Below are 18,674 nucleotides of genomic sequence, written 5' to 3' on the forward strand. Positions count from 1 at the left end.
GTCGCGCAGACGGTGCTGTTCCTGTCGGCGTTCCCGAGCGCCGCGCTCACGGGCCAGTCGTTCGTCGTCAGCCACGGTTGGTTCATGCAGTAACGGGCTCCGGCACGGGCGGCCGCGCTGCGCGCCGCTTGTGCTGCAGGCAGCATTCGCCGGTAGTGGAACGGCAAGAAAAAAACGCGCTCCGGGGAGCGCGTTTGTTGTTTCGGCAGGGCGGGCTGCTACCCGCTGACACCGGCTTACTTCAGGACCGCTGCGACCGCATTGGCGACCGCATCGAGGTTGCGCGTGTTCAGCGCCGCAACGCAGATCCGGCCGGTGCCGACTGCGTAGATGCCGAACTCTTCGCGCAGGCGATCGACTTGCGCCGAGGTCAGGCCCGAATACGAGAACATCCCGCGCTGCGCGTTGATGAAGCTGAAGTCGCGATCGACACCGCTCGCCTTCAGGCGTTCGACGAGGCCGTTGCGCATCGCGCGGATGCGATCGCGCATTTCGCCGAGTTCCTGCACCCACGAAGCGTGCAGTTCAGGCGACGCGAGCACGGCCGCGACGACGGCGCCGCCATGGGTCGGCGGGTTCGAGTAGTTCGTGCGGATCACGCGCTTCAGTTGCGACAGCACGCGCGTCGCTTCTTCCTTGCTCGACGTGATGATCGACAGCGCGCCGACGCGCTCGCCGTACAGCGAGAACGACTTCGAGAACGACGACGACACGAACGCATTCAGGTCGGCAGCGGCAAAGAGACGCACCGCGGCGGCATCGGCCTCGATGTTCTCGCCGAAGCCCTGGTAGGCCATGTCGAGGAACGGCACGAGGTTGCGCGCCTTGACGACGTCGACGACCTGCTGCCATTGCGCTTCGGTCAGGTCGACGCCGGTCGGGTTGTGGCAGCACGCGTGCAGCACGACGATCGTGCCCGCCGCATAGCCGTTCAGCGCCGACAGCATGCCTTCGAAGTTCACGCCGTTGGTGGCGGCGTCGTAGTACGGGTATGCGACGACTTCGAAGCCGGCGGCTTCGAACAGTGCGCGGTGGTTTTCCCAGCTCGGATCGCTGATTGCGACCTTCGCGTTCGGGTTCACGGTGCGAAGGAAATCGGCACCGATCTTCAGTGCGCCCGTGCCGCCCAGTGCCTGCGCCGTGACCACGCGGCCCGCAGCGATCAGCGGCGAATCGTTGCCGAGCAGCAGCTTCTGCACCGCTGCGTCGTACGCGGCGATCCCGTCGATCGGCAGGTAGCCGCGCGGCAGGCCGGCGTCGACACGCGCCTTTTCCGCTTCGCGAACGGCGCGCAGCAGCGGAATCTTGCCTTCTTCGTTCGTGTACACACCGACGCCGAGGTTGACCTTGGTCGGGCGCGTATCGGCGTTGAAGGCTTCGTTCAGGCCCAGGATCGGGTCGCGGGGAGCAAGCTGGACAGCGGAGAAGAGCGACATGATGATTCGGCAGTAGTGAAAAGAGGGTCAGGCTTTCAGCCGGCGGGGCAGGCGCAGCGGACCGCGCGCCAACAGGCACGGCGCCGGAAAGCGCAGCAGCCTGACATTGTAGCGAATTCACGCTGCCGGAGGCGGCGATCGCGCGGCGAATTGCGATTTCGGGCGGTTGCCGCGCGTCAGGAGCCGTCAGCGGTTCGCAACGCCGCGAAGCGCTAGAATAGTTTTTTTGCCCTCGCTCCGGCCGCACTCCATGTCCGAACATCACGCCGAAGTCGGCGACGCGCTCGACGAATCGAAATTCGTGACCTTCGAAGGGTCGCCGTTCCAGTTGTACCAACCGTATCCGCCCGCAGGCGACCAGCCGACCGCGATCGAAACGCTCGTCGAAGGTGTCGGCGACGGCCTCGCATTCCAGACGCTGCTCGGCGTGACCGGTTCGGGCAAGACCTTCACGATGGCCAACACGATCGCGCGGCTCGGCCGCCCGGCAATCGTGTTCGCGCCGAACAAGACGCTCGCGGCGCAGCTCTACGCGGAATTTCGCGAGTTCTTCCCGCGCAACGCGGTCGAGTACTTCGTGTCGTACTACGACTATTACCAGCCGGAAGCGTACGTGCCGCAGCGCGACCTGTTCATCGAGAAGGATTCGTCGATCAACGAGCACATCGAGCAGATGCGGCTGTCGGCGACGAAGAGCCTGATGGAGCGCCGCGACGTGGTGATCGTCGCGACGGTGTCGGCGATCTACGGTATCGGCAACCCGTCCGAATACCACCAGATGATCCTGACGCTGCGCACCGGCGACAAGCTCGGCCAGCGCGACGTGATCGCGCGGCTGATCGCGATGCAGTACTCGCGCAACGAACAGGACTTCCAGCGCGGTACGTTCCGCGTGCGCGGCGACACGATCGACATCTTCCCGGCCGAGCACGCGGAATTGGCCGTGCGCGTCGAGCTGTTCGACGACGAGGTCGAGACGCTGCAGCTGTTCGACCCGCTGACCGGGCGCGTGCGACAGAAGATCCCGCGCTTCACCGTGTATCCGTCGTCGCACTACGTGACGCCGCGCGACACCGTGATGCGGGCGGTCGAGACGATCAAGGACGAATTGCGCGAGCGCCTCGAGTTCTTCCACAGCAACGGCAAGCTCGTCGAGGCGCAGCGCCTCGAGCAGCGCACGCGCTTCGACCTCGAGATGCTGCAGGAGCTCGGCTTCTGCAAGGGCATCGAGAACTACTCGCGGCACTTTTCGGGCGCCGCGCCCGGCGAGCCGCCGCCGACGCTCGTCGACTACCTGCCGCCCGACGCGCTGATGCTGCTCGACGAATCGCACGTGCTGATCGGCCAGCTGAACGGCATGTACAACGGCGACCGCGCGCGCAAGGAAAACCTCGTCAACTATGGCTTCCGGCTGCCGTCGGCGCTGGACAACCGGCCGCTCAAGTTCCCGGAGTTCGAACGCAAGATGCGCCAGGTGGTGTTCGTGTCGGCGACGCCGGCCGACTACGAGCAGCGCGTGACGGGGCAGGTCGCCGAGCAGGTGGTGCGGCCGACCGGGCTCGTCGATCCGGAAATCGAAGTGCGCCCGGCGAGTTCGCAGGTCGACGACGTGCTGACGGAGATCAATGCGCGCGTGAAGGCCGGCGAGCGGGTGTTGATCACCGTGCTGACGAAGCGCATGGCCGAGCAGCTCACAGAGTTCTTGGCCGACCACGGCGTCAAGGTGCGCTACCTGCATAGCGACATCGACACGGTGGAGCGGGTCGAGATCATCCGCGACCTGCGGCTCGGCACGTTCGACGTGCTGGTCGGGATCAACCTGCTGCGCGAGGGCCTCGACATTCCGGAAGTGTCGCTCGTCGCGATTCTCGATGCGGACAAGGAAGGCTTCCTGCGTGCCGAGCGCTCGCTGATCCAGACGATCGGCCGCGCGGCGCGCAACGTGAACGGCAAGGCGATCCTCTACGCCGACAGGATGACCGAATCGATGAAGCGCGCGATCGGCGAGACCGAGCGGCGCCGCGCGAAGCAGATCGCGCACAACGAGAAAATGGGCATTACGCCGCGCGGTGTCGTGAAGCGCATCAAGGACATCATCGACGGCGTGTACAACGCCGACGAGGCGCGCGCGGAGCTGAAGGAAGCGCAGCAGCGCGCGAAATTCGAGGATATGTCGGAGAAGCAGCTCGCGAAGGAAATCAAGCGTCTCGAGAAGCAGATGGCCGACTACGCGAAGAACCTCGAGTTCGAGAAGGCCGCCGCGACGCGCGACCAGCTTGCGCTGTTGCGCGAGCGCGTGTTCGGCGCGAACGTCGGCGACCACATCAACGGCGGCCGGTAAATCTTTCCAAGCGTCACCAAAATCTGTCAGTAACGGGTCTGTAAGCCTTGTCGGATCAGGGGTTTACACGGTGTCTCGTTTGTTCCGAAGCTGGTTCGGTGCTAAACTTCGCAAGTATTGAGAATAGTTCGCATTAACGTTCTTCATTGCGTTAGTGTTTTCAGCGTGCCGCCCCGGAGGCGGCGCGCATGTCGTCAAGATAGTCAGACAAATAACAAGGAGTGTCCATGTTGGGTTCTTCGTTCATCCGCACGTCGGTTGCGGTAGCGGCGGCGCTTGCCGCGATGTCGGCCTCGGCGGCCGAATATCCGATCGGCAAGCAGCAGATCCAGGGCGGCATGGAGATCGGCGCGGTGTACCTGCAGCCGATCACGATGGATCCGGAAGGGATGATGCGCAAGGCGTCGGATTCCGATATCCACCTCGAGGCGGACATCCACGCGGTCAAGAACAACCCGACGGGTTTCGCGGAAGGCGACTGGATGCCGTACCTGCAGGTCACGTACAAGCTGACGAAGCAGGGCGACACGAAGTGGAAGGCCGAAGGCGACCTGATGGGCATGGTCGCGAGCGACGGACCGCACTATGGCGACAACGTGAAGCTCGCCGGCCCGGGCAAGTATCACCTGACGATGACCGTCAAGCCGCCGATGCAGTCAGGCCACATGGCGTTCGGCCGTCACGTCGACAAGGAAACGGGCGTGGGCGCATGGTTCAAGCCCATCACCCTCGAATATGACTTCCCGTTCGCCGGCATCGGCAAGAAGGGCGGGTACTGATCGGTGGCATCACGGACGGCGTGCTTCGGCGCGCCGTCGGCGCAGAGAACCCAGAATGAAATTTCCCCAGAAAATCGTTGCCGCAGCCGCCGCGCTGTGGCTCGCCGGCGCGGCGCATGCCGCCGATCTGCCGACGTTCAAGCTCGAGATGACGGACGGCAAGCTGAATCCCGCCCGCATCGAAGTGCCGGCCGGCCAGCGCTTCAAGATCGAGATCAGGAATACCGGCAAGGGCGCCGCCGAATTCGAGAGCGTGCAGTTGCGCAAGGAGAAGGTGCTTGCGCCGGGCGCGGATTCGTTCGTGGTCGTCGCCCCGCTGTCGCCGGGCGAATACAAGTTTTTCGACGATTTCCACCAGCAGGCACAGGGCGTGATCGTCGCGAAGTAATGCGTTTTATCTGCGTGCGGGCGTACGAGTGTCTTGCGCCGCGCGTCAGGAGGATTCAATGGGTCAGATCTTGTTCATCGTCTGGCGGGAGAGCGTCGAAGCGCTGCTCGTCGTCGGCATCCTCTATGCATGGCTGAAGAACGGCGACGACGACGCGCGCCGCGGCCTGCCGTTTCTGTGGACGGGCGTGGCAGTCGGCCTGCTGATGGCGGTCGGTCTCGGCGCCGCGCTCGTCGGCTTTACCGAAGTGCTGTCCGGCGACGCGCAGGACTATTTCCAGACCGCGATGGTGCTCATCGCGTGCGTGCTGATCGTGCAGATGGTGCTGTGGATGCGCCGGCACGGCCGCACGCTGAAGCGTGACATGGAGCAGTCGCTGCAGCAGAGCACGCGCGATTCGAACTGGTGGGGCGTCGCCGTGCTGGTCGCGCTCGCGATCGCTCGCGAAGGCAGCGAGACGGTGATCTTCCTGTACGGCCTCGGTTTCGGTCAGTCGGGGCACGTGGACGGCAGCCAGATGCTCGCGGTCGTGATCGGCCTGGGCCTCGCGTTCCTCACGTTCTATCTGCTGCAGCTTGGCGGCAAGTACTTCTCGTGGCGGCATTTCTTCCGCGTCACCGAAGTGATGCTGCTGTTCCTCGGTGCGGGCCTGTTCCAGACCGGCGTCGACAAGCTGATCGACAAGGAAATCCTGCCGCTCGGCATTTCGCAGGTGTGGGATACCTCGTCGATTCTCGACGACTCCGGCACGTTCGGTTCGCTCGTCGCGACGCTGACGGGCTACCGGGCGCACCCGGCGCTGACCAACCTGATCGCCTATGCGGTGTACTGGGCGGTGGTCTGGCTGCTGATGAAGCGCGCGAGCCGTCGTCCGGTCGTCCCTGCAGGTCGCGCGGCATGAGTGTTGTTGCCGCAGCCAAGCCGGGCTGGCTCGCGCAGGCCGGTCAGTGGATGCAGCGCCACGGCGCGGTGATCCGCGGCATCCAGTGGGTCGTCGTCGCCGTCTACGCGTTCCTGATCATCGTGCCCGCAGTATTGCCGCTGCCCGACGATTCCGCGCATCTGTGGAGCAATCTCACGCTGATCGCGCAGTTCGTGTTCTGGGGCATCTGGTGGCCGTTCGTGCTGCTGTCGATGGTGATGCTCGGCCGCGTCTGGTGCGGCGTGCTGTGCCCGGAAGGCGCGCTGACCGAATATGCGAGCAAGTTCGGCCGCGGCGGCGCGATTCCGCGCTGGATGCGGTGGGGCGGTTGGCCGTTCGTCGCATTCGGGCTCACGACGATCTACGGGCAGATGGTGAGCGTGTACCAGTATCCGCTCGCGGTGCTGTTCGTGCTCGGCGGCTCGACCGTCGGCGCGATCGTGATAGGTGTGCTGTACGGCCGCGAGAAGCGCGTGTGGTGCAAGTACCTGTGCCCGGTCAACGGTGTGTTCGGGCTGCTCGCGCGGCTCGCGCCGATGCGCTACAAGGTCGATGAGGATGCTTGGCGTCGCTCGTACAAGAACGGCGAGCACGGGCATCGCGTGATTCCGATCAATTGCGCGCCGCTCGTGCCGTTGCGCAACATGAAGGGCGCGGCCTCGTGCCATATGTGCGGCCGATGCAGCGGGCACCGCGATGCAATCGCGCTGTCGTGGCGCTCGCCGTCCGACGAGGTCGTGAACCTTGGCGCGCAGCAGGCGAATCCGTGGGACACGGCGCTGATCCTGTACGGCCTGCTCGGCGTCGCGATCGGTGCGTTTCACTGGACCGTCAGCCCGTGGTTCGTGCAGATCAAGCAATGGCTCGCGGGCTGGCTCATTGATCGCGACATCACGTGGCCACTCGAGACGAATGCCCCGTGGTTCCTGCTCACGCACTATCCGGATCGAAACGATGTGTTCTCGTGGCTCGACGGCGGGCTGGTCGTCAGCTACATCGTCGGCACGGGGCTCGTGTATGGCACCGCGCTGCTCGTGCTGCTGGCCGGCGCGACGCTGATGCTCGGCCGTTTCGACCGCGTGCGTCTTCATCATCTCGCGCAGGCGCTGATCCCGATCGCGGGAGCCGGCGTGTTCCTCGGGCTGTCGGCGACGACGCTGTCGCTGCTGCGGGCGGAGCACGTGCCGCTCGGCTGGGCGACCGACGTTCGCATCGCGATTCTGGTCGGCGCCAACGCATGGAGCGCCTGGCTCGCATGGAAGGTGACGGGGCGCTATGCGGCCTGGTCGCGTCGACTGGCGGCATTCGCGTGGTTCGCGGCAGGCCTGGCCGTGGTCGACAGCGCATGGTGGTTGATGTTCTGGGGTTTCTGACGCGGTCTTGACGGCCGTGTGGCCGGGCTCCGGAGCAGCAGGCGAGCGTATATTTCGCCGTCGGGCTCCGGAACGCGCTGAAGCTGAAGTGCCGACAGCCGCGATGCCTTTCTCTTTGCATCCGGACGCACCGACAAAAAAAAGCGACACGTCGAAGGACGTGTCGCTTTTTTTCTTCCTTGTGCGAGAACCAAAAAAAAGTGGCTTGGCTTGCTGCAACGGCTGCTTGAGTGTGTTTGCACGAAGGGGTCTAGATCTCGCGTGCAAGCCGTTACGCTGGCTACTGCCCAACACCTCTCAGGGAGGTGGTCCCCACAATACTCTGTCGTTACTTCGTCAGGATCAGCTTGCCGAGCCGCGTGGCACGCAACTGATACGTCTCTCCGTTGTGCGCGATGCTGATGTGGCTGCGGCCTTGCAGCAGCGCATCGCTGCTGAGGGTCCGGGTGCCGGCATCGTGACTACCGGCAGGTTTCGCCGGCGTCGTGACCGCTGCCGTCTTCTGGCGGTTGGCGCTTGCGGTGCCGGTCGTGCGGCGCAACGTCAGCGTGGTCGGGCGCGTGGTGTCGGTCATTCGGTTGATCGGTGACTGTCGATACGATGGAATGAATTCTAAATGATAACTATTCCCATTTACAAAACTCTTTATCGATCGATATGACGAATCCGATAGCTTGAATCAAAGGGCGGCTCGCAGGCCGCCGCCGACGTCAGTGGAGCGGGTCAGGGTCCTTGCGTCCCTGTGCGTATTCGCGGATCAGGCGCACCGTGTCGATGTCCGACGTGCGATACGCTTCCTTGACGATGCCGTGCGTCTGGCGCGCTTCCTCGCTGTCGTCCGTGACGGTCAGCGTCGTGTGGTATTCGAAGCGCAGGAACAACTCGTGGTCGTCGCGTTCCTCGATCGTCATCGTCAGCGAGCCGCCGATTTCGCCGCCGGCCGCATGGATGTCGTAGCGCACTTGCTGGTTCGGGGTGAACGTCACGCGGTCGCGCACGGTCGCATGCCCGTAGTGCAGCTCGCGTTCGAGCGTGGTATCCGTCCGTTCAAGGACGACACAGCTGTCGAGGCCGATCACGAACAGCTGCGGCTGTTCGGCGCGCAGCACGAGGCCTTCCCAGAGCTGGTCGCGGGTAAGGGACGGCACGGCCGGATCGTCGGAGTTGATCTGGATCAGATGTTCGAAGTTCAAGGGGACGGGTTCCTTCTGGTGGCGGGCGGCCACATGGATCAAAAAAACATTGTGACGCAAAACGCGCAGCTTCGCGGCACCTGTGGCCCCGATCGGACGTCATGCCTCGATGGAACCCATGCGGCCGGTCTGGTAGTCGATGACGGCCTGCCGGATCTCTTCCTCGGTATTCATCACGAACGGGCCATAGCGGACGATCGGCTCGTTGAGCGGCACGCCGCCGATCAGCAGCAGGTCGAGCGGCATATCGCCGGCCTCGAACGTCACCGCGTCGCCATCGTCACCGTAGACGATCATCTGTCGCGCGTCGATTTGCTGCCTGTCGGGCCCGTAGCGGCCGGCTCCCTCGAGCGGGTAGGCGAACACGCGATAACCTGCCGGTACCGGCTGCGTGACCGTTGCACCCGGTTGCAGCGTGAAATGCTGGTAGAGGATCGGCGTGCGCGTCTCGATCGCCGCGCGCACACCGAAGGCTTCGCCGGCGATCACGCGGACCTGCGTGCGGCCGTCGGGCGACGTCGCGGTCGGGATGCGGCCGGCCGGGATCTCCTGGTAGCGCGGTGCGATCAGCTTGTCGCGCCGCGGCAGGTTGACCCACAGCTGAAAGCCGTGCGAGCGTCCGCCGGCCTGCGCGAACTCGGGATCCGGCATTTCGCTGTGCACGACGCCCGCGCCGGCCGTCATCCACTGCACGTCACCAGGCCCGAGCGTGCCAGCATGGCCGGCCGAGTCGCGATGACGAAAACGCCCGTCGAGCACGTAGGTGACCGTCTCGAAGCCGCGATGCGGATGGTCGGGCGCGCCCTTGGCTTCGCCAGGGGCATAGTCGACGGGGCCCATTTCGTCGAGCAGCAGGAACGGATCGAAATCCATCAGCAGCCGGGTCGGGAACGGGCGGTGAACCACGAAGCCGCCGCCTTCGGTCGTGCGAAGCGCGGGGTACGTGCGGTCAAGCGAGCGAGCGGTCGTCATGCAGAAGCCCTCGATATCATCGGAATAGCGTCATTTTTGAAACATGGCGCTATTATATTGGGCGTTTTACGGTCCGATTTGCGGCGGTTCGCAATGGATTGTTCTGAAATTGGAACGATGACATGAACATCGATGCACACAACCTGAACGACCTCATGTACTTTTCGCAGGTCGTCGAACACGGCGGTTTCTCGGCTGCGGAACGCGTGCTGGGTATCTCGAAATCGCGCCTGTCGCGGCGCCTGACCGAACTCGAGGCGGCGCTCGGCGTGCGCCTGCTGCAGCGCTCGACACGCAAGCTCGCGTTGACCGAGGCGGGGGAGCTGTTCTACCAGCATTGCCAGGCGATGCTCGCCGAAGCCCAGGCCGCGATGAACGCCGTGCAGCAGTTGCGCGCGTCGCCGCGCGGCTCGGTGCGCGTGAGCGTCCCCGTGACGTTGTCGCAGACGATGCTGTCGCGCATCCTCCCCGAATTTCTGCACCGCTATCCCGAGGTGAAGGTGCATATCCGTGTGACGAATCGCGTGATCGACCTGTTCGAGGATTCGATCGACGTTGCGTTGCGCGTGCGCTCGGAGCCGCCGCAGAACGCGAACATCGTCGTGCGGCCGCTGTGGCGGACCGAGCAGATGCTGGTCGGCGCGCCGAGCCTGCTGAACCAGAATGCGCCACCGCTCGTGCCGGACGACCTGGCGCACTTCGAGACGCTCGATACGCCGAGCGTCGACGGGCGGCACGTGTTCAGCCTGATCGCGCCGGACGGCACGCGTCACTTGCACGAGCACGACCCGCGGCTCGTGACGGCCGACCTGATGACGATCCGCGAGGCCGTGCTCGACGGTCTCGGCATCGCGGCGCTGCCCGAGATGATGTACGGCAATGCGTTGCGTGCGGGGCAGTTGTCGCCGGTGATGCCGGGCTGGACGCTGCCGGTGCCGCAACTCTATGCAGTGTTCGTGTCGCGGCAGGGCATGCCGCCCGCCGTGCGCGCGTTCGTCGACTATCTGGTCGAGAAGCTCGACCATGGCGAATACAAGCAGCCGGGGTGCCCCGAGCGCGCGAAACAGGACGCGGCGGCGGCCGATGCTTCGGCCACCTGAATGCAAGATGCGCGTCGTGGCAAATTTGTTTTGTCATTGAAGCGCCGCCGGCAATCGCAAGTTTCAATCGCCGGGACCTTGAATGCATACGCGGGCAGGCCTATATTGAAATCCCATTTCGCGAAGGAAGTTCTGAGCGGAATCAGGTGGCCGCATATATTGCGAGCCAGATAGGGCAGAACGCGCAGTCCGTGCAGACCACGGTAGTCGCATTTGCGTTGCTCGAGGCGCAACCGATACCGCCGAAGAGCCCGCCGCCCGAAGGCGCCCGCGTGCGCATGAAAAAAGGCCTTCATCTGGCGATGAAGGCCTTTTACTTTGTGCGCGGCCGGCCAGGCGCGGCCGGCGAGGCCACCGTCGCGTAGCGAATGCGTGTGCGTTACTTCGCCTTCGCAGTCGGCTCCGTCACGAAGCCGAGCTTCGTCAGGCCGCCGGCCTGCGCATCGGACATCACTTCGGCCACACGCTCATATGCAACCTTGCGGTCGGCGCGCAGGTGCAACTCCGGTTGCGGCTGATGCTGTGCCGCTTCCGCGATGTGCGCCTGCAACTGCTCGCGCGTGACCGTCTGGTCGTTCCACAGGATCGTGCCATTGCCCTGGATCGCGACGTCGACGGTCTGCGGCTTTTCGTCGACGGGCTGGCTGCTCGCGTGCGGCAGGTCGATCTTCACCGCGTGCTGCATCGCCGGAATCGTCACGAGGAAAATGATCAGGAGTACGAGCATGACGTCGACGAGCGGCGTCATGTTGATCTCGCTCATCACGCCATCGTCGTCGTCATCGCTGAAGCCGGTGTTCATTGCCATGGTTCACCTCGTCTCAGCTGGCGCGCGAAGCAAGGCGCAGGCCGTCGCGGGGCGACGACGACGCGAGGCGCGCACCGGTCACGAAGTATGCGTGCAGGCCGTGCGCGAAGCGGCGCAGCTTGCTGACGACGCCCTTGTTCGCACGGGTCAGTGCGTTGTAGCCGAGCACTGCGGGAATCGCGACGAACAGGCCGAAGGCCGTCATGATCAGCGACTCGCCCACCGGGCCCGCGACCTGGTCGATCGACGTCTGGCCGGTTGCACCGATTGCGAGCAGTGCGTGGTAGATGCCCCAGACCGTGCCGAACAGGCCGACGAACGGCGCCGTGCTGCCGATCGACGCGAGAATCGCGAGACCGGCCTGCATGCGCGAAATGCCCTCGTCCATCGTGTCCTTCAGGCAGCGCGTGACCCAGTCCGACACGTCCATGCGGTCGTGCAGATGCGGTTGCGTCTGATGGTGGTGATCGGCGGCTTCCTTGCCCGACAGCGCGAGCGCGAGGAACGGGTTGTCGCTCGGCGTCGATGCGGCGAGGCCGAGCTTCTTGATGCCGTCGTTGAAATCGTCCGAATGCCAGAATGCCTGCTCGGCATTCTTCGTGAGACGGTTCAGGCGAACCACGTTCCAGCCCTTGACGATGATCACGATCCACGACAGGACCGACATCACGAGCAGCGTGATCGCGATGGCGCGCGTGACGAAATCACCTTGCGCCCAGACGTGCGCGATACCGTAGCTTTGCATTTTTGTTTCCTTTGAATCTTTCGAATGAGGCGGGTTAATCGTCGAGCGTGAAGTTGAAGGGCAGCGTATGGGCGGCGCGGATCGCTTGCCCGTTCTCGAGGTACGGCGGGCAGGTGCTGGCGCGTGTCGCATCCAGCGCAGCCTCGTCGAGGCGCGGGTAGCCGCTGCTCTTTTGCAACTCGACACTTTCGATCTTGCCCGTCAAGCCGATGACGAAGTGAACATAGGCCGTGCCCGTTTCGCCGCGGCGACGCGACATCGACGGATAGGTGGGCTTCACGAAACTGCACTTGAGCGCCGATACGTTCTTCGGCGCGCTGACTTGCATCGTCTCACGGGCCGGACCGGGCGTGACCGCCGGCGCAGCGGGGGCGGCGGGTGCGGTGGGCGCGGGTGTCGGATCGGCTGCCGGGGCGGGCGTCGGAGACGGTGATTGTGCGACCGGCTGGGGCGTCGGCTTGACGGCTTTCTGCACCGGTTTCGGTTCGACCTTCGGCTTGACGCGCGGCGTGGGCTTCGGTGGCGCGGGTTGCGCAGCCGATTCGACCGCGACCGGCTGAGCGGCCGGCGCAGGCGGGATGAGTTGCGCCGTGATCGACTGGACTTCGACCGTCTTCGGCGGCGGCGCGTTGCGATGGAGCCACGCGGCCGTCAGCATGATCGCATGTGCGGCAAGCACACCGACCGCGACGGTGATGACCCGGGGATTCATACGTGGGGCAGCCGGCAAGACGCCGGCAGGAGCGGATTGCGAAGCCTGCATGTTAGCTTGAAAGAACGACGTCGCACCCGGGGCGCGGCGGGTGAATCGGTATTACTTGCGGAAGATCAGCAGCGAGATGCACACGGTGGTCACAAATCCGATCAGCAATTCCATGACAGGCTCCTTGGCAGGTAAGCCGCTGGCTCGCGCGAAAGATGGCTTGCTGACGGAAGGACATCAAATGCGGCTTCAGCCGCACGGGTACGCTCGGCGCCGCTCAGGCGGCCTTGCGGTCGTAGAACGTGACCGGGATCGGATGAGCATGATGCTCGACACCGCACCGGCTCGCGCAGACGCCTTGCTCGGCCATGAGGTCGCGTACGGACTCCTCGCACTTGCCGCAGCACGTGGCCACGCCGAGCTCGAACTGGAGTTCATCGAAAGAGTTCACGCCCTTGGCGAGGGACGCGCGAATCTTGCGATCGGAAACAGACTTGCACACGCAGACGATCATGATGAGTTGCGATAGCTAACGGTAATGCGAATTATTATCATTAAATTTGCGGACGTTGACAAGCCCGGGTTCGGCTTTTTTTAAGGCCATCGGACCCTTGAAACGGGTGGCGGAGCGGGAGAGGGCGAACCGGCGGCGTGCCGGCCCGCGTCAGACGGTCGCGCAGGCGCGCGCGTTCGGCGAGGAAATGGTGACGGATTCGACCGGCACGTCGAGGCCGAGCAGCGACGATGCGAGTGCGCGCAGTTGCAGGCCGTCGCTCGTCGAGCAGAAGCGTGGCGGCGCGGCACGCGTGCCGGCCGGCGCGCGCAGGCCGCGTTCGTCGAGCACCCGCGTGAGCTGCCGGGCGATGGCATCGCTCGTATCGACGATCGTCAGCCGGTCGCCGACAAGATCACGGATCGTTTCCGTGAAGAACGGGTAGTGCGTGCAGCCGAGCACCAGCGTATCGGCGCCGTCGTCGAGCATCGGCTGCAGGTAACGCTCGAGCAACGCGCGCAACGCGGGCGAGTTCGTGTCGCCGCGTTCGATCGCTTCGACGAGCCCGTGGCCGGGCTGGCAGATGAAGCGACGGCCGGCGCCGTAGCGGTCGAGCAGCGCCTGGAAGCGCGGGCTGTTCAGCGTCGATTGCGTGGCGAGCACGCCCGCGACACCGGTCGCGGACAGCGCGGCGGCCGGCTTGATGCCCGGCTCGACACCCACGAGCGGTATCGACAGGCGCTCGCGGATGGCTGCGATCGCTCGCGCCGTCGCGGTGTTGCACGCGATCACGAGCGCTTTCGCGCCTTCGCGGGCTAGCCACTCGCCGATGGCAAGCGTGCGCTCCGTAATGAATGCCTCGTCGCGCGGACCATACGGTGCGTGGTGCGAATCGGCGACATAGACGAACGACTCGCCGGGCAGGTACGCGCGCGCGGCTCGCAGCACCGACAGGCCGCCGAGCCCCGAATCGAAGATGCCGATGGGGGCGGCGGGGCGGACCCCGGAAGCGGCGGGTTGGTTCGTCGTCGTCATGCGGAAGGCGAGGTGGCGATCGTGGCGGGTGTGGCGGGTGTGGCGATTACTCGGGCGAACCCATCATCGTCTGCTGGTAGTTCTGCAGGCCGACCTTGCCGATCAGGTCGATCTGCGTTTCCAGCCAGTCGATGTGCTCTTCGGTGTCGTCGAGGATCTTTTCGAAGATCTCGCGCGACACGTAGTCACGCACCGATTCACAGTAAGCGATCGCTTCCTTGCACGTGGACTGCGAGACCTGCTCGAGCTTCAGGTCGCACTTCAGGATCTCTTCGGTTTCCTCGCCGACCAGCAGCTTGTGCAGGTCCTGCAGGTTCGGCAGGCCGTCAAGCATGAACACGCGCTCGATCAGCCAGTCGGCATGCTTCATTTCGCCGATCGATTCGTCGTATTCGTGCTTGCCGAGCTTCTCGAGGCCCCAGTGCTTGTACATGCGCGCATGCAGGAAGTACTGGTTGATCGCCGTGAGTTCGTTCTTCAGTTGGGCGTTCAGGTATTCAATGACTTTCTTGTCGCCTTGCATGGCTGTTCCTTGTTCAGTGGGGCTTCAGAAACCGAACGATAATCGCTCGAACGAGAAAAGCCAAGCCTCGAAGCCTTGTCGGGCCTGCCTTTTGCGGGTAATGAGAATCGGCCCGGGATAACGGGCCGCGCGCAATAACGAGAATGAGAAGTAAAAAGGCCGGACATCCGTCCGGCCTTTCGTGCGAGCGCGCTTAAGCGGTTGCGACCGGGATCTTGCCGATCTTCGCCTGCCACTCCTTCGGGCCGGTCTGGTGCACCGACGTGCCCGATGAATCGACGGCGACCGTCACCGGCATGTCCTGCACGTCGAACTCGTAGATCGCTTCCATGCCGAGGTCTTCGAATGCGAGCACCTTCGCGCCGCGGATCGCCTTCGACACGAGGTAAGCCGCACCGCCGACCGCCATCAGGTACGCCGCCTTGTGCTTCTTGATCGCGTCGATCGCGACCGGGCCGCGCTCGGCCTTGCCGATCATCGAGATCAGACCCGTCTGGGCCAGCATCGTCTCGGTGAACTTGTCCATCCGCGTGGCCGTCGTCGGGCCTGCCGGGCCGACCACTTCGTCACGCACCGGATCGACCGGGCCGACGTAGTAGATCACGCGGTTCGTGAAGTCGACCGGCAGCTTCTCGCCCTTCGCGAGCATGTCGGCGATGCGCTTGTGCGCGGCGTCGCGGCCCGTGAGCATCTTGCCCGACAGCAGCAGCGTCTGGCCCGGCGTCCAGCTCGCGACTTCTTCCGGGGTCAGCGTGTTCAGGTCGACGCGCTTGCTGGTTTCCGTGTTGGGTTCCCACTGGACCTTCGGCCAGGCGTCGAGCGACGGCGCCTCGAGCTTCGCGGGGCCCGAGCCGTCGAGCACGAAGTGCGCGTGGCGCGTGGCCGCGCAGTTCGGGATCAGTGCGACCGGCTTCGACGCCGCGTGCGTCGGCGCGGCCATGATCTTCACGTCGAGCACGGTCGCGAGGCCGCCGAGGCCCTGCGCGCCGATGCCGAGCGCGTTGACCTTCTCGTGCAGTTCGACGCGCAGTTCCTCGACCCAGTCCTTCGGGCCGCGCGCGATGATTTCCTGGATGTCGATCGGCTCCATCAGCGATTCCTTCGCCATCAGCATCGCCTTTTCGGCAGTGCCGCCGATGCCGATCCCGAGCATGCCCGGCGGGCACCAGCCCGCGCCCATCGTCGGGACCGTCTTCAGTACCCAGTCGACGATCGAGTCGGACGGGTTCAGCATCACGAACTTCGACTTGTTCTCCGAGCCGCCGCCCTTTGCCGCGACCTGCACGTCGACCTTGTCGCCCGGCACGATCTCGTAGTGGATCACGGCCGGCGTGTTGTCCTTCGTGTTCTTGCGGGCGCCTTCCGGCGGATTGACGATCGATGCGCGCAGCACGTTGTCCGGGTGCGTGTAACCGCGGCGCACGCCTTCGTTGATCATGTCGGTGAGACCCATCGTCGCGCCGTCCCAGCGCACGTCCATGCCGACCTTCACGAAGATCGTGACGATGCCGGTGTCCTGGCAGATCGGGCGACGGCCTTCCGCGCACATGCGGCTGTTCGTGAGGATCTGCGCGATCGCGTCCTTCGCGGCCGGGCTCTCTTCCAGCTCGTACGCGCGGCCGAGGGCCTGGATGTAGTCGAGCGGATGGTAGTAGCTGATGTACTGCAGCGAATCCGCGATGCTCTGGATCAGGTCTTCCTGTTTGATGACGGTCATGGCTGAGACTCTGTGAGGACTGTGGGGAATACGTTTATGCGTTGGCGGCGGCTTCGACCGATTTGCGGGGCTCGTTCGCTGCAGGCGCGTGCGCGTCGCGGGCGTGCGGCTCGTGGAAATGGGCCGGGTGCGTGTGGGTCGTCAGGCGGTCGACCCACGCCATCACGAGCGCCGACACGAGGAACGACACGTGGATGATCACCTGCCACATGATCGCGTGCGTCGTGTGCTGGTCGGGGTTGATGAAGGTCTTCAGCAGGTGGATCGACGAAATGCTGATCAGCGCCATCGACAGCTTGACCTTCAGCACGCCCGCGTTCACATGGTCGAGCCACTCGGGCTCGTCGGGGTGGCCCTCGATGCCGAGGCGCGACACGAACGTCTCGTAGCCGCCGACGATCACCATGATCAGCAGATTCGAGATCATCACGACGTCGATCAGGCCGAGCACCGCGAGCATCACGCTGATCTCGTCAAGGCTCGTCGCATGCGACAGCAGGTGCCAGACTTCCTTCAGGAACAGGAACACATAGACGGCCTGCGCGACGATCAGGCCCAGATAAAGCGGAACCTGGAGCCAGCGGCTCATGAAGATCAGCGCGGGCAGCGGGCGCAGGGGACGACGGATGGAGCCGGGCGAATGCGGGGCAGACATGGTGGAGGGTCGGGCGCTGGGCGCAGGTATCGGGGGTAATCTTGAAAAGGCGCGCTATTGTAACGCGTCGGCCGGTGCGACTGCAGCGTCGCGCCGGGGCTGCAGGGGACGGATCAGGACGCGGCGGCCGGCACGCGCTTCACGCGCAGGCTCGCGAGCACGATCCCGCTGACGACGCACGCGAGCGCGATGCCGTGCGCGAGCGTCGGACGTTCGCCGAGGAACGCGATGCCGTACGCGGCGGCCGCGACCGGCAGCACCGCGCTGAACACGCCGGCGAGGCTGCCCGGCACGTGCCGGATCCCTTTCATCCACAGCCAGAACGAGAAAATGCTGGCCGACAGCCCGTACCAGACGACGAGCGCCCACGTACCGGCCGGCACGCTCGCGTAATCGAAATGCCACAACGCCGACGCGCCGAGCGGCAGCATCAGGCACAGGCCGAACAGGTGCGTATACGCGCAGATGTCGATCGGCGCGAGCGTCTGCGTGAGCCGGCGCGACAGGATCACGTAGATCGATTCGCAGCACACCGCGCCAAGGATGAGCAGGTTGCCGGTCAGCGAGCCGGCCGAGGCGCCCCCGGCGCCGTGCGCGGACGCGCTGCCTGCGCTGCCGTTGGCGAGGTTGATCGTCACGACGCCGGCGATCGCGAGCGCGATCGACACGAGCGCACGGCCGTTCGGTTTTTCACGCAGGATCAGCCACGCGAACAGCGCGACGATGGCCGGGATGGTGCTCGTGATCACGCCGGCCGCGACCGCGCTCGTGCGTTGCACGCCGTTGAGCATCAGCAGCGTAAACATGAAGGTGCCGAAGAATGCCTGCAGGAACAGGTTCAGCCATTCCGCGCGCCGGACCGCACGCATCTTCACCGGGCTGAACAGCGGCCACAGCACGGCGATCGCGATCACGAAGCGCAGCGTGGCGAGGATGACGACCGGGACGAAGACGACGATGGATTTGCCGATACCGACGTTGCTGCCGACAAACAGCATCGACAGGATGAGGAAGAGGGCGTAGCGATTCAAGCTGGAATCCGGGAGGCGAGTTCAGTTAGGATTGTAGGGTCGCGGTCGTAACAGCGTAAAGCAGACTGCAAGGCGCCGCTGCGCGGCGTGCGAAACGGCGATGTCGCGTAAGTGACGGGTAAGTTCGAGCGCTTATCGTGGATAGGGCCGGGCCGTACGTCCATCGTTTTGTGACGTGGTGCGGCGCAGCATCGCGCGCAGCCTTCGGGCGCGCGCGGGTGAGTGGGAGACAGCGGCGCGCAAGCGCCGGCCAAGACGCGGCGCGCACGATCGCGCCGCCATGCAGAGGATTCATGTTCACCAAGGGGTAGTCGATGTCTGCGATTGAATCGGTTCTTCACGAAACCCGTCAGTTTGCGCCGCCCGAGGCGCTCGAGAAGGCGGCGACCATTTCCGGCATGCCGGCCTACCAGGCGCTTGCCGCCGAGGCCGAGCAGGATTACGAGGGCTTCTGGGCGCG

General features: G+C 64.8%; 19 protein-coding genes and 2 pseudogenes. 8 read left to right on the forward strand and 13 right to left on the reverse strand.

Annotated features, from left to right (window positions below):
• A pseudogene (locus DIE11_RS35225) lies at nt 1-93 on the forward strand (3-hydroxybutyrate dehydrogenase); the annotation flags it as partial.
• 143 nt (nt 94-236) lie between these two features.
• On the opposite strand, the gene DIE11_RS35230 reads toward DIE11_RS35225, so the two are convergent.
• Nucleotides 237-1,436, reverse strand: a complete 1,200-nt coding sequence (locus tag DIE11_RS35230; RefSeq protein ID WP_059685426.1) for an amino acid aminotransferase — start codon at nt 1,434-1,436, stop codon at nt 237-239.
• A 250-nt stretch (nt 1,437-1,686) separates the two neighbouring features.
• Here DIE11_RS35230 and uvrB point away from each other — a divergent pair, with 250 nt between their 5' ends.
• The 5 genes from uvrB (at nt 1,687) to DIE11_RS35260 (ending at nt 7,239) form a co-directional block, all read left to right on the forward strand.
• Complete coding sequence (gene uvrB / locus DIE11_RS35240) at nt 1,687-3,777, forward strand: excinuclease ABC subunit UvrB (RefSeq protein WP_059605554.1); 2,091 nt, start codon at nt 1,687-1,689, stop codon at nt 3,775-3,777.
• Nucleotides 3,778-4,004: 227 nt separating this feature from the next.
• Complete coding sequence (locus DIE11_RS35245; protein WP_057929472.1) at nt 4,005-4,556, forward strand: iron transporter; 552 nt, start codon at nt 4,005-4,007, stop codon at nt 4,554-4,556.
• A 55-nt stretch (nt 4,557-4,611) separates the two neighbouring features.
• Nucleotides 4,612-4,944: a cupredoxin domain-containing protein gene (locus DIE11_RS35250; RefSeq protein WP_006760846.1), complete on the forward strand. Its 333-nt coding sequence runs from the start codon at nt 4,612-4,614 to the stop codon at nt 4,942-4,944.
• A 58-nt stretch (nt 4,945-5,002) separates the two neighbouring features.
• Complete coding sequence (locus tag DIE11_RS35255; protein ID WP_059605551.1) at nt 5,003-5,845, forward strand: FTR1 family protein; 843 nt, start codon at nt 5,003-5,005, stop codon at nt 5,843-5,845.
• On the forward strand, nt 5,842-7,239 hold the full coding sequence (locus tag DIE11_RS35260) for a 4Fe-4S binding protein (protein ID WP_124629791.1): 1,398 nt from the start codon (nt 5,842-5,844) through the stop codon (nt 7,237-7,239). Before DIE11_RS35255 ends, DIE11_RS35260 begins: the two co-directional genes overlap by 4 nt.
• Nucleotides 7,240-7,567: 328 nt before the next feature.
• Here the strand turns inward: DIE11_RS35260 and hemP are convergent, their stop codons facing one another.
• The 3 genes from hemP to DIE11_RS35280 all read right to left on the reverse strand — a co-directional run bounded on the left by hemP (nt 7,568) and on the right by DIE11_RS35280 (nt 9,404).
• Entirely contained in the window at nt 7,568-7,813 is a 246-nt protein-coding gene (gene hemP, locus DIE11_RS35270) for a hemin uptake protein HemP (protein ID WP_059605544.1), read from the reverse strand.
• A gap of 136 nt (nt 7,814-7,949) precedes the next feature.
• Nucleotides 7,950-8,432, reverse strand: coding sequence for an SRPBCC family protein (locus tag DIE11_RS35275; RefSeq protein WP_059605541.1), 483 nt, complete (start codon nt 8,430-8,432; stop codon nt 7,950-7,952).
• 99 nt (nt 8,433-8,531) lie between these two features.
• On the reverse strand, nt 8,532-9,404 hold the full coding sequence (locus tag DIE11_RS35280) for a pirin family protein (protein ID WP_124629793.1): 873 nt from the start codon (nt 9,402-9,404) through the stop codon (nt 8,532-8,534).
• Between the two features lie 122 nt (nt 9,405-9,526).
• On the opposite strand from DIE11_RS35280, the gene DIE11_RS35285 reads away from it, so the two are divergent.
• Entirely contained in the window at nt 9,527-10,504 is a 978-nt protein-coding gene (locus DIE11_RS35285; protein ID WP_124629794.1) for a LysR family transcriptional regulator, read from the forward strand.
• A 379-nt stretch (nt 10,505-10,883) separates the two neighbouring features.
• Here the strand turns inward: DIE11_RS35285 and DIE11_RS35295 are convergent, their stop codons facing one another.
• The 9 genes from DIE11_RS35295 to DIE11_RS35335 all read right to left on the reverse strand — a co-directional run bounded on the left by DIE11_RS35295 (nt 10,884) and on the right by DIE11_RS35335 (nt 18,214).
• Complete coding sequence (locus DIE11_RS35295) at nt 10,884-11,312, reverse strand: biopolymer transporter ExbD (protein WP_006754473.1); 429 nt, start codon at nt 11,310-11,312, stop codon at nt 10,884-10,886.
• A 13-nt stretch (nt 11,313-11,325) separates the two neighbouring features.
• The gene (locus DIE11_RS35300) at nt 11,326-12,057 is read right to left on the reverse strand and encodes a MotA/TolQ/ExbB proton channel family protein (RefSeq protein WP_059600977.1); all 732 of its coding nucleotides are present in this window, start codon (nt 12,055-12,057) and stop codon (nt 11,326-11,328) included.
• Between the two features lie 34 nt (nt 12,058-12,091).
• Entirely contained in the window at nt 12,092-12,820 is a 729-nt protein-coding gene (locus DIE11_RS35305) for an energy transducer TonB (protein ID WP_124629795.1), read from the reverse strand.
• A 217-nt stretch (nt 12,821-13,037) separates the two neighbouring features.
• On the reverse strand, nt 13,038-13,274 hold the full coding sequence (locus DIE11_RS35310) for a bacterioferritin-associated ferredoxin (protein WP_124629796.1): 237 nt from the start codon (nt 13,272-13,274) through the stop codon (nt 13,038-13,040).
• Between the two features lie 150 nt (nt 13,275-13,424).
• Nucleotides 13,425-14,288, reverse strand: coding sequence for a glutamate racemase (gene murI, locus DIE11_RS35315; RefSeq protein ID WP_124629797.1), 864 nt, complete (start codon nt 14,286-14,288; stop codon nt 13,425-13,427).
• A 46-nt stretch (nt 14,289-14,334) separates the two neighbouring features.
• Nucleotides 14,335-14,811 carry a bacterioferritin gene (gene bfr / locus DIE11_RS35320; protein ID WP_124629798.1) on the reverse strand — a complete coding sequence of 159 codons (477 nt, stop codon included), beginning with the start codon at nt 14,809-14,811 and terminating at the stop codon, nt 14,335-14,337.
• 193 nt (nt 14,812-15,004) lie between these two features.
• Nucleotides 15,005-16,528: a fumarate hydratase gene (locus DIE11_RS35325; RefSeq protein ID WP_059600985.1), complete on the reverse strand. Its 1,524-nt coding sequence runs from the start codon at nt 16,526-16,528 to the stop codon at nt 15,005-15,007.
• Between the two features lie 34 nt (nt 16,529-16,562).
• Complete coding sequence (locus DIE11_RS35330; protein ID WP_124629799.1) at nt 16,563-17,183, reverse strand: TIGR00645 family protein; 621 nt, start codon at nt 17,181-17,183, stop codon at nt 16,563-16,565.
• Between the two features lie 113 nt (nt 17,184-17,296).
• Nucleotides 17,297-18,214, reverse strand: coding sequence for a DMT family transporter (locus DIE11_RS35335; protein WP_124629800.1), 918 nt, complete (start codon nt 18,212-18,214; stop codon nt 17,297-17,299).
• A 314-nt stretch (nt 18,215-18,528) separates the two neighbouring features.
• Between DIE11_RS35335 and DIE11_RS35345 the strand changes: the two are divergent.
• A pseudogene (locus DIE11_RS35345) lies at nt 18,529-18,674 on the forward strand (AMP-dependent synthetase); the annotation flags it as partial.

The organism is Burkholderia sp. Bp9012, assembly GCF_003853825.1.
Classification (GTDB): Bacteria; Pseudomonadota; Gammaproteobacteria; order Burkholderiales; family Burkholderiaceae; genus Burkholderia; species Burkholderia diffusa.